4 protein-coding genes, 1 tRNA gene and 1 pseudogene are annotated in these 12,085 nt (G+C 69.5%); all 6 read left to right on the top strand.

Annotation, left to right across the window (positions count from 1 at the left end):
- Window positions 1–441: pseudogene (locus GJ633_RS17150) on the top strand (PGF-CTERM sorting domain-containing protein); the annotation flags it as partial.
- Between the two features lie 53 nt (window positions 442–494).
- A complete protein-coding gene (locus tag GJ633_RS17145) occupies window positions 495–662 on the top strand; it encodes an HEWD family protein (protein ID WP_197431303.1) in 168 nt (55 codons plus the stop codon).
- A 262-nt stretch (window positions 663–924) separates the two neighbouring features.
- Window positions 925–5,634: a glutamate synthase large subunit gene (gene gltB / locus GJ633_RS09035; RefSeq protein WP_156588553.1), complete on the top strand. Its 4,710-nt coding sequence runs from the start codon at window positions 925–927 to the stop codon at window positions 5,632–5,634.
- Window positions 5,635–5,712: 78 nt separating this feature from the next.
- Window positions 5,713–6,261, top strand: a complete 549-nt coding sequence (locus GJ633_RS09030; RefSeq protein ID WP_321168995.1) for an SRPBCC family protein — start codon at window positions 5,713–5,715, stop codon at window positions 6,259–6,261.
- Window positions 6,262–6,355: 94 nt separating this feature from the next.
- A tRNA-Ala gene (locus tag GJ633_RS09025) sits at window positions 6,356–6,427 on the top strand.
- A gap of 1,567 nt (window positions 6,428–7,994) precedes the next feature.
- A complete protein-coding gene (locus tag GJ633_RS09015) occupies window positions 7,995–11,621 on the top strand; it encodes a hypothetical protein (protein ID WP_197431302.1) in 3,627 nt (1,208 codons plus the stop codon).
- Window positions 11,622–12,085: the final 464 nt, after the last annotated feature.

Genomic DNA, 12,085 nt, shown 5'->3' with positions numbered 1-12,085 from the left:
GGTTCCGGGGACGGGACTGGCGGAAGCGCCGGAGGCGGAAGTGCCGGAAGTGCCGGTGGTGGAGGCGGAGGTACCGGTGGCGGGGGTGCCGGCAGCGGAATCGGTAGTGCCGCGACCGAGAACGGCAGCGAGGCGAGCGGTACGAGGACGGGTGCCGGCGACGTCGTTACCGGCGTCACAACGGGTAGCCGGAGCGTGCGTCCGGTCGCCGATCTGCGCGTACCCTACCGCGACCACCCGGACCGAACGCTCCGAGGCGTCGCCGAGACAGACGCCCCGACGAACGGGTCGGCCGCGAGAGACGACGAACGGAACGACGGCTCGAACCCGTACGACGACGCGCCGATTCGGTCGACCGCGTACGACATTCCCGGCTTCGGGCCGATCACGGCAACGGTCGCCGTCCTCGTCTCCCTCCTCGTCGCACGCCGGCGCGCGTGAGAAAAAGAGACGCCGACGATACGCTTTTGCTGGCGCGTTGCCACCCTCCGGGTATGAGCGTCACTATCACCCCGCCGCGAGAGCGGACCTGTGAGCTGTGCGGCCGCGAGGAACGGTGGGACGACGACATCCACGGCTGGCGCATCGCCGACGACCCCGGCAACGTCTACTGCATCCACGAGTGGGACATCAACGGAACGTTCACCCCCGTGGAAAAGTGACCGAGCGCCCGCGACGCTCGCGTGACCGCCACTCAATCTGACGTTCGTTCGGATCACGATTGAATAACACAGATTGTAGGAACTTATTACCCATATTTGAAAAATTCTACCCCCATCTCCGCGAATCTATCGAACGAACATATAGTGTGACAACGAGTCACCACCCGTTATGAATAATTACCTTATATTCCCTAATGTGTGTACGATGGATCCAACCCCTATCAGGGTTATCCCTTTAACGGATAAGCTGTGACGGGTGTGTATGACTAAGCCACGTAGTAATACCCGGGGGGACGACGCGACCGCTCCGGGCCACAGTGGGGGGCTCGCGGCCGCGACCGACGAGCGATCGAACTGCGGCATCGGCGGGATCGTCGATCTCGACGGCGTCCCGAGCCACGACACCGTTACCGACGCCGTACAGCTGCTCGAGAACCTCGAACACCGCGGCACGACCGGTGCCGAAGAGGACACCGGCGACGGAGCGGGGATCATGGTCGCGCGCCCTGATGACTTCTTCCGCGAGGTCGTCGACGCCGACCTTCCCGAAGAGTACGCCGTCGGCTCGATGTTCATGCCGACCGAACCGAGCGTACAGGCGGAGATCCACGACGTCATCGCGGAGGTGTTCGCCGTCTACGGGCTGGAGGTGCTCGCGTGGCGCTCGGTCCCGACCGACAACGCCGACCTGGGCGCGACCGCGCTCGACTCCGAGCCCGAGGTCGCCCAGCTGTTCGCCGCGCCGGTCGAGGGTGCGGGCCTCGCGGAGCGATTCACCAGCGAGGAGACCCGGCCCGACGACGTCGACCCGGAGCTGCTCGGATTCGACCGCGCGCTGTACGCCGCCCGGCGCGAGATCGAAAACGCCGTCGCCGACGTCGACGGCGCCGGCCGCTTCTACGTCTGCTCGCTGGACCGCCAGCGCGTCGTCTACAAGGGCCTGCTGAAGGGCTCACAGCTCGCCGACTACTACCCCGACATCACCGACGAGCGGTTCGCGAGCCACGTCGCCCTGGTCCACGCGCGGTTCTCCACGAATACGCTCGGCGCGTGGCACCTCGCGCACCCGTACCGCAACATCGTCCACAACGGCGAGTTCAACACGATTCGCGGGAACGTCAACTGGATGCGCGCCCGCGAGAACGACCTCGATCACCCGGCGTTCGGTGCCGAGCTCGACACGATCAAGCCGGTGATCGACGACCCGAACCAGTCGGACACCGCGAGCGTCGACAACGCGCTCGAACTCCTCCTGCAGACCGGCCGCGACCTGCCGCACAGTCTCCGGATGCTGATCCCCGAGGCGTTCCGTGACGACGACCTCATGGACGACGACCGAGTGGACTTCTACGACTACCACGCCTCGCTCGTCGAGCCCTGGGACGGCCCCGCCCTGGTCATCGGTTTCGACGGCGACCAGGTCGCCGGTGTCCTCGACCGGAACGGGCTCCGGCCCTGTCGCTACGAGGTGACCGAAGACGACCGGCTCGTCGTCGGCAGCGAGGTCGGCGCGCTCCCGACCGACCCGGCCGAGGTCCGGCGGCGCGGTCGACTCCAGCCCGGCGAGATATTCGTCGCCGACCCCGAGGAGGGACGCATCGTCCCCGACGACGAGGTGTTCGAGGAACTCACCCACGAGCGGTACGGCGAGTGGGTCGAGGAGCGACAGGTCTCTCTCGAAGAGCTCGTCGACGAGGACCACGTGGCGGCCGGGATCGGCCTCGACGAGGACGACGCGGACCTGCCCGAGGAGGCCGACGACGAGGCCGATGCCGACGTCGCCGCCGATGAACCGACGGTTCGCGCCCATCAGGCGGCGTTCGGGTACACGACGGACTCGCTGAATCACCTCGTCGAGCCGATGGCGAAAGACGGGAAGGACCCGGTCGGATCGATGGGCGACGACACGCCGCTGTCGGTGCTCGCCGACGTCGACCGGCCGCTTTTCACCTACTTCAAACAGCTGTTCGCGCAGGTATCGAACCCGCCGATCGACTACATCCGCGAGGAGCTGGTCACCTCGCTGGAGACGCGGATGGGCAACCAGCAGAACCTGCTCGACGAGACGCCCGAACACGCCGAGCAGATCGTCGCCGACTCGCCGGTGCTCACCGACGCCGAGGCGGCCGCCCTGCGCGACCTCCCCGGCCCCGGCGAGCGCGCCTCCGGCGACGAGGGCGCGGCGGCGTTCTCCGCCGTCACCGTGGACATCACCTACGAGCGCGACAGTTCGCTCGTGGACGCGGTGAACCGCGTCCGCGACGACGCGGCGACCGCGATCGAGGACGGCGCGGACGTGGTCGTGCTCTCCGATCGGGCGGTCGGGCCGAACCGGCTGGCGGTGCCGAGCCTGCTCGCGACCGGGGCGGTCCACCACCAGCTCGTCCGGAAGGGGCTCCGCAATCGCGCGGCGGTCGTCCTCGAATCCGGCGAGCCCCACGAGGTGCACCACCTCGCGACCCTCGTGGGCTACGGCGCGGACGCCGTCGATCCGTACCTCGCGTACGCCTCCATCTCGGACGTGGTCGCCGGGCCGGACGGCGCCGACGAGAGCGAGGCGCTCGCAGCCTATCGGAAGGCGCTGGAGGACGGACTCCTGAAGACGATGGCCAAGATGGGTATCTCCACGGTCGAGTCCTACCAGGGCGCGCAGATATTCGAGGCGGTCGGACTCGACTCCGACTTCGTCGCCGAGTACTTCGAGGGCACCGAGATCCGAACCGAGGGGATCGGCACCGAGGAGATCGAAGACGACCTCCGCACCCGCCACGCGATGGCGTTCGGCGCGGACCCCGAACTGGAGACCATCGGCGAGTACGAGCACCGCTCTTCCGGCGTCAAACACGGGTGGAACCCGCAGACCGTGGGCACGCTCCAGCAGGCGGTGCGCGGCGGTGACTACGAGCAGTACCAGGAGTTCGCGGAGCTGGTGAACGATCAGAGCGAGGAGATCCAGTCGCTTCGCGGCCTGCTCGAGTTCGAATCGGACCGCGACCCGGTGCCGATCGAGGAGATCGAGTCGGTCGAGTCGATCGTCGAACGCTTCTCGACGGCCGCGATGAGCCTCGGGAGTATCTCGCCCGAGGCCCACGAGAACAACGCCATCGCGATGAACCGGATCGGCGCGAAGTCCAACACCGGCGAAGGCGGCGAGCCGCCCGAGCGGTTCGGCACCGAGAAGGAGTGTAACGTGAAACAGGTCGCCTCCGGCCGGTTCGGCGTTACGTCCGAGTACCTCGCGAGCGCCGACGAGCTACAGATCAAGATGGCGCAGGGCTCGAAGCCCGGCGAGGGCGGCCACCTCCCCGGCAAGAAGGTCAACGAGATGATCGCGCACGTCCGGTGTTCCACGCCGGGCGTCGGGCTCATCTCGCCGCCGCCGCAACACGACATCTACTCGATCGAGGACCTGAAGCAGCTGATCTTCGATCTGAAGGCCGCGAACCCCGAGGCCGACGTCAACGTGAAGCTGGTCTCGGAGGCCGGGATCGGCACCATCGCGGCCGGCGTCGCGAAGGCGAACGCGGACGTCGTCCACGTCTCCGGCCACGACGGCGGGACCGGCGCGTCGCCGAAGACGTCGATCAAGAACGCCGGCCTCCCGTGGGAGCTGGGGCTCGCGGAGGCGAACCAGATGCTCCGCGCGACGGGGCTGCGGGACCGCATCCGCGTGTCCACCGACGGCGGGATGCGGACCGGCCGCGACGTCGCGGTCGCCGCCGCGCTCGGCGCCGAGGAGTACGTGTTCGGGACCGCGTCGCTCGTCACCTCCGGCTGCGTGATGGCACGGCAGTGTCACGAGAACACCTGTCCGGTGGGCGTCGCCACCCAGCGCGAGGACCTCCGCCAGCGGTTCCCCGGCCAGCCCGACCACGTCATCAACTACATGACGTTCATCGCCCAGGAGCTGCGCGAGATCCTGGCCGAGCTCGGCTACACGGAGCTGGAGGAGCTGATCGGTCGGCCGGAGCTGCTGACCCAGCGCGAGACCGACCACGAGAAGGCGAAGCACCTCGACCTCTCGGCGGTCATCGCCGACCCGGCGGGCGACGCCCGCACGAAGACCCGCGAGCAGGCGCATTCCGGCATCGACGAGCTGCTCGACTGGGACCTCATCGAGGAGGCGAGCCCGGCGATCGAGGACGGCGCTCCCGTCGCGCTCACCCGCGACGTCGAGAACGTCGACCGCGCGATCGGTGCGACCCTCTCGAACCGGGTCGTCTCCGCCCACGGCGGCGAGGGGCTCCCGGACGACACCGTCACCTGCCGGTTCGACGGCTACGCCGGCCAGAGCTTCGGCGCGTTCCTCGCGCCGGGGATCACGATGGAGCTGACCGGCGCGGCCAACGACTACGTCGGCAAGGGGCTCTCCGGCGGGCGGCTCGTGATCAACACGCCCGAGAAGGCCGGGTACGACCCCGCCGAGAACGTCGTCGCCGGTAACGTCTGCCTGTACGGTGCCACCGCGGGCGAGATGTACGTCAACGGCGTCGCCGGCGAGCGGTTCGGCGTCCGCAACTCCGGCGTGACGGCCGTCGTCGAGGGGGTGGGCGACCACGGCTGCGAGTACATGACCGGCGGCGTCGTCGCCGTGCTCGGCGACACCGGACGCAACTTCGCGGCCGGGATGTCCGGCGGCGTCGCGTACGTGTACGACCCGGACGACCGGCTCGACGACCGGGTGAACCGCGGCATGGTCTCGGTCTCGGAGACGCTCGACGAGTCGGACGAGCGGATGCTCCGGCGGCTGGTGGAGAACCACCGCGCGTACACCGACAGCGAGCGCGCGACCGAGCTGCTCGACGACTGGGAGCGCGCGCTCGACGACTTCGTCCGCGTGTTCCCCGACGCGTACGCCGACGTCATCGCCGAAGGGAAGGGCGCGGACGTTCGCGAGGAGCTTCCGGCGTCGGCCGAGGCGGTCCCCGGCACCGCGACCGACACTCCCGGGCAGGTCTCCGGCGACGACTGATTCCACAGGACGCTCGACCGGCACGGTCGCGGGGCGCCCCGCCGGACCGCTTATTAGGTCCCGCTCGAAGGTGCCGGCGTGGACGAACTCGTCGTGAGCACGGACGTGTACGCCGAGCCGGAGTCGGTCTACGAGTTCCTCTTGGACTTCCCCGGATACGCCCGGTACTCGGAGTACCTCCGGGAGGTACGGACGCTCGGTGGCGACGGCGGGCCGGGGACCCGATACGCGCTCACGTTCGCGTGGTGGAAGGTGTCGTACACGGCGCACTCGGAGGTAACCGACATCGAACCCCCGACGCGGATCGACTGGGAGATAACGAAGGATATCGACGCGAGCGGCTGCTGGCGCGTGACGCCCGCGGGCGACGACACGGCGGATCCAGACGGAGAGACACCAGCGGATCCCGGCTGCGAGGTCGCCCTGGAGGTCGCGTTCGATCCGGGCTCGGCGAGCCCGGACGCGATAGACCTCCCGCGGCTGGTCTCGTTCGACTGGGTGCTGAAGAAGGCGATTCCCCTCATCAGGGGCGAGGCCGAGCGCGTGATCGAACGCGCCGTGCGAGACCTAGAGGGATCGCGGCGGGACGTCGACCTCGACGTGTACGTGGACTCCGACCGGACCTGAGTGCCGACAGGGGAGCCCGACGCGACGAGGACGCTCTCGGTCCGTGTTTCGAAGCGCTTAAGATATTCACCGGGAAACGAACGAGTGCGTACGAGGGCTCGTAGATCAGTGGTAGATCACTCCCTTGGCATGGGAGAGGCCCCGGGTTCAAATCCCGGCGAGTCCATGCGAAATTAAGTGCCGTCTCCAGGGTTCTTACCTTCGGAGCTACGGCTCTGAAACGCCTGTTTTCGCCGGAATCGACTTGCATTACTCTCCCTTCTTCGGGGGGAGTTCACCAGAACACCCGGCGCGGGCCGCTGCCGTACGGCGGTCCGCGCAGGGAAATTGAGGTGAGCCTGGCGTGACGCTGACCCAACAACCCGACGGCGGTCAGCATCCGCCGGTTTGCCGTTACTGTGGCGGATTCATCAAACCTCGGGGGCGCGACTGTCCGGCGCTCGCCGAGGGGGGGTGTGAGCCATGACGGCCGGCAACGGTCCGGGTCGCGAGACCTGGAGCCGGCTGCTCGCGCAGCTCGACGACCCGCCGGTCGGCACCGTCGCCGAGGCGCTCGCCGACGCCCGCGATCTCGACGTCGGGGGCGCGTACGACCGCGTCGAGGAGGCGCTCGCCGAGGGTGTGCTCGTCGAGGAGGACGACGGCAGCGCGTTCGGTGCGGTGCGCGTCGCCGAGGAGGACGAAACGCCGGATTCGGCCGCTTCCGAGGGGCGAGGAGGCGGTTCTCCGGGGGGCGACCCCCAGGGTGAGACCGCCGAGACCGGTGTCCGTACCTGGGGTGAACTCGACTTTTCGCGGATCGACCGTGAGAGGTGGGCACCCGCACAGATCGAACGCGACGCGTGGATGTGCCGGAAGGAGTCTAAGGCCCCATACGCGCCGTGGACCGACGCCGACGCACCTGTCGAGTGTAATCATGAGGACCACGGCGAGACGACAACGTGCGCCGAGTGTTCGCACCACGCCGGGTACAAGTGGGGCAGCGACGGGAGCCGCGAGCACGTGCACACCGACCACGAGACCGCCCGCGAATGGGCGGGCATGGTCCCGTCCCTGTCGTCGGATCTCGTCTATATCCAGCGGGAGGCGGACCCGTTCGCGTTCGTCGACGGCGACGACGTGCGCGACCCGGAGACAGGCGAGATCCACCCGGCCTTTGAGGCGATCCTTGAGCACCTCGGCGTTACGTACGCCGACGTTTCCACCTCCGGCGGCGGGGTCCACGCCGTGTACCGCGGGGAGATCCCGCTCGACGGTGTACCCGAGGCCAAATTCACGATCGACACGGAACCGTGGGGGTCGAACGACGACCCACCCGCCGTCGAGATATACGACGGGAAACACGTGTGTATCGCGACCGGCGACCACGTCGCCGGCAGCGGGACCGAGGTCACCGAGTGGGACGACGAGGCGCTCGCCGAGATTCTCCGCGCGAACGGCTACGAGGAGCGCGAGGAGGTCGCGCCGACACCGACCTCGACCTCGAGGACTACGAACCGAAGGCGACCGGCGCCGACGAGACGACCGACGACATTCGCGATATATTCCGCGCGCTCGACCGGCTCGACCCGAAACGCGTCGGCGAGCGGACGATCGTCAGCGAATGGACACGCGGGCGTCGGTCCTTCCTCCCGGTGTGGGGGTCCTCCGACGACAGCGGGACCGCAAATTACATCGACGACCGGATTTGGCACGACACCGGCCACGACGGTGGGTATGGCGGTCCCGCGGTCATGGCTGCGATCGACGCCGGGCTCATCGACCACGCCGGAGCCGAGCCGCGCGACGTCCGGGGGGAGACCTTCTTCAAGGCGATCGACCACCTCCGCGAGCTCGGGTTTTCGATCCCGATGCTCGACCGCTCCAGCAGCGAGAGCGGCACCGAAGAGTATGGTCGCGACCCGCGCGAGGTCTCCGCGACGGTCGACCCGCGCCGCGCATGGGACGCCGCCGGGCGGGTGACGCCCGACGAGGTCGACGGCCTGGAGGCTGCCGCCGACGCTCCCGACCGCTTTGCCTGCCCCGCGAGCGGCGAGGCGGTCGACGTCGTGCGGGCGGTCGGGGTTCGCGAGGAGCTCGTCGACGGTCCCGACGAGCCCCTCGACGACGTGTACCCACAGGCGTACGCGATCGCTCGCGAGGAGTACGACGCGCCGCTGCCAGCCTACTACACGACGAGCGACGCGATCGCCGAGTTCGACGCCGTGCTCGACGTGATCGGCGAGACGACGTATTGGGATCTCGACACCGACACGCTCGCGACCGAGGAGACCGCCTCGAGCGACGAGGTCGGTGGTGACGCCGTCCGGGCGCTCAACCCAGCGTGGCGTGAGAGTGAGAGTGAGGCGTCGGTGCTCGTTTTCGAGAGCGGGACGATTTGGGACGCCGACACCGAGCGCGTGCTCGACGTCGTGCGGTTCGCCGCGCTCGACGCCGGGATCATCGACGCGCCGAACGACGAGCTCGCCGGCGGGGCGTTCACGGACGCGTACCGGGCGACGCGCGAGGAGTACGGCGCGCCGCTGCCGCGGTGGGACCCCGCCGAGGACGGTGCGCGGGAGCTGACGCCGCAACTCCCGCCCGCCAAGGAGCTGCTCGACGCCCGCGACGTGAGCGGCGTCGACACCGACGCGCTCGACGAGGCGCGTGCCGAGGTCGAGGAGCTGATTCGCGAGGCCGCCACCGACGACGGCTCACCGACGATCGTCACCGCGCTGCCGGCGACCGGGAAGACCACGGGCACCGTCAAGACGGCCCGCAACCGGCCGCTGTCGTACCTCGCGCCGCGGAAGGAGTTACAGGCGCAGGCGCTCGACAAAGCCGAGCGGTGGGGCGTCGACGCGCGGATCCTTCCGGTGTTCTCCGACGAGCGGGTCGATGACGGGATCCTCGCCGCCGCGACGTCGCACGTCCGCGAGGGCGGAAAGGACCGGCTACGGGATCGGTGGTCGCTCGTCGCGAACGCGCTCGACGGGGCGAGCGAGGGGGATCGCGACGTCGACGTCGAGGACCTCTTTACCGACGACGAGGGCGACGAGGAGGTCACGCTCGACCGCCCGACCTGTCCGACGGCCGACGGCGACCACGGCCCCGCATGGGCGCTCGTCGTACACGTCGCCCGGCGCCTCGGGTACACGCCTCGCGAGATCCACACCCAGGCGCAGGGGCTTTTCGGCGCCGAGCTGCCGTGTGCGGACGGCGAGACGTGCGAATACTCCGCCGGGTGGGAGCATGCGAGCGACGCCGACGACCCGGCCGACCTGCTCGTCGGGAGCTACGTGCACGCGCACGTCCCGAGCGTCCGGACGGCCTACTCCCGCGACGCTCGCGGGCGCGTCGAGACCGCACCGCGGGCCGTCGTGCTCGACGAGTTCGTCGGCGACGCGTTCGCGAGGGAGTTCGACGAGCTCGCCGACGACCATGCGACGTGGCTCGCGCGGTCGCTGCGCGACGACGTCGACGACCGGCGCGACGTCTATCAGCGTGAGCTCGGCGCCGACGAGTGGGTTCGCGCGTGGCTCCGCGGCGAGGGGGGCGACGACGATCGCGTCGACGGCGCGCTCGCGTCGCTCCGGCGCGTGCGGGATCTCTTCGACGCCCGCGAGGGTGTCGGGGAGATCCGCGAGGAGGTCGACGCCGAGCTCCTCCGGCAGCTCGACGTCGCCGAGGCGCTCGACGCCGTGCACGACGACCCCGTCGGCGCGTACCGCGAGCTGACGGCCGCGCTCGACGCGCTCGACCCCGAACAGCCGGGTGCCGGCCTCGAAAAGTGGATCCGGCCGGCCGTCGTCGACCCGCTCGCGGACGCGACCGTGAGCGGTACGGTGACGCCGGGGATCGACAGCGTCGACGTTGACGCGCTGCCGGTCACGGGCGACCTCCGGCGGCTCGTCGTTTCCGCGCTCGACGCCGTTCGCGAGGGCGCCGACGCCGCACCCGCCCGCCTCGACGCCGCCGCGACAGCGCTCCAGGGTGGCCGCGAGGGGTGCCGCCGGCTCGCCGCGTGGGCCGACGACGGGTATGCACACCCGGACGCGCACCACCTCCTCGAAGCGATTATCGCCGACAGCGACGACCCCGGCACGTCGCGCGTGCACACCGACGCGTGGGCGTTCGACGACCGGGCAACCGACGGCACCGCGCTCGACGTCGTCGACACGCACGGCCGCGCAACGACCGTCCTCGACCGGAACGGACACGGGGCGGTGCTCCACAACCCACCGGCCCGAACCGGCGCCGGCGGCGGCGACGTCCCGCTCGTCGGGCTCGACGCGACCGGTCGTGCCGAGCTGTGGTCGGTGGCGCTCGGCGAGGACGTCACCGTCGACGACATTCACGACGACCCCGCGGAGCGGGCGGCGTTCCTGGAGGACGCGCTCGATCTCCGCGTGCTCCGGGCCGCGGACCGGCCGCGGTACTACGAGGGGAGCCCGGCGTCGAAGGACACCGACGGCGACGTCGCGCTCCTGGAGGCGATCGCCGAGGAGTACGCCGGGATCGACGCGCCCCGCGAACGGGGCGGCGAGCCCGTCACCGTCGGGCGGCCGGCCGCGATCACGACGAAAAGCGTCCGCGAGGTGCTCGAAAACGACGAGCGGCTCGACGACGTCGTGAGCACGTGGGAAAACTACGGCAACGTGAAGGGATCGAACGAGCTCGGCTCGCAGCAGCTCGCCGCGATCCTCGGCTGCCAGCACTACGGCGACCACGAGATCGAACGGTTCGCCGCGCTCGCCGGCGAGGAGGTCGACACCGACCGGGGCACCGGGCGCGGCGCCGATCTCGCGTACGGGTCCGAGCTCGCCGACGCGTACCTCCGGCACATGCGGGAGGATCAGACCATGCAGGCGATCCTCCGGTTCGCGAGGGGCGACAGCGGGGCGACCGTCGTCGCGAGGACCTCGGCGCTCCGCGAGGACCTACCCACCGTCGGCAGGGCGCAGGTCGCCGAGACCTGGAGCGAGACCGCGACCACGATCGCCCGGCACTACCGAACGCTCGGGCGGGAGTTCACGACGGCCGACGTCCGCGAGGCCGTCGACGTCGGGCCGCGGCAGGTGCGGCGCGTGCTCGCGGAGCTCGCCGACGCTGGGTACATCCGCCGCGTCGAGGAGGCGCCGGGGCGGGCGACGACGTACGAACGCGTCGACGAGCCCGGCGCCGGCGAGGTCGAGCTGCCCGATCGGGGTGAGGCTGTCGCCGCGACCGGACACACCGCGACTAACGTACCCTATACATGGAATGTCCGGGTGTTCGGCGGCGAGACAACCCCGTCAGCGGGAGACCCCGCCTCACCGACGCGTGTAACCCACGCCCCACCCGCGCCCGATACGGTCGACGGCGTCGAACCTCCAGGCTAACGCTCACACACAGACCGGGTCCGCCCCCGATCAAGAGCGGCGCGTATCTGTTCTCACCACAGTGGGGGTTCGTCTGGTTATATTATTTTTCAGCCTTACTAATAACTTATTAGAGCACGAACGACCCATTATGGCTCGAAAAAAACGACCCATACCGCCGATTCACAGGCGGCGATCAAACAGGCACGGACGACGATGAACCCGCCGACACAGATGAACCGATCGGGATGCCCGGCTCGCCCGTCGGGGGAGGCGGGGTCGGCGACGGTGATATTCCGGATGACAGCGCTGACGGTCCCATAGTTAGCGAACCCGGGACAGACCCCCCAATCGGGACCCCGGATTCTCCGGTTGGTGATGGTGATCCCCCCGTCGACGATGTCGAGATCCGATAGCCGATGACCCCGCAACAGAGGAACCGATCGCGACTCCCGGGTCACCGGTCGGCGGTGGTGGGGTTGGTG

Origin of the sequence: Halorubrum sp. CBA1125 (assembly GCF_009742825.1) — an archaeon.
In the GTDB taxonomy this organism is placed as follows: domain Archaea; phylum Halobacteriota; class Halobacteria; order Halobacteriales; family Haloferacaceae; genus Halorubrum.
This window is presented reverse-complemented; position numbering and strand designations above follow the sequence as displayed.

What these genes read in the sequence shown, in the direction of transcription:
- GJ633_RS17145 (WP_197431303.1), top strand. Translation starts at nt 495, where the DNA reads ATGAGCGTCACTATCACCCCGCCGCGAGAGCGGACCTGTGAGCTGTGC.
- gltB (WP_156588553.1), top strand. Translation starts at nt 925, where the DNA reads ATGACTAAGCCACGTAGTAATACCCGGGGGGACGACGCGACCGCTCCG.
- GJ633_RS09015 (WP_197431302.1), top strand. Translation starts at nt 7,995, where the DNA reads ATGGCTGCGATCGACGCCGGGCTCATCGACCACGCCGGAGCCGAGCCG.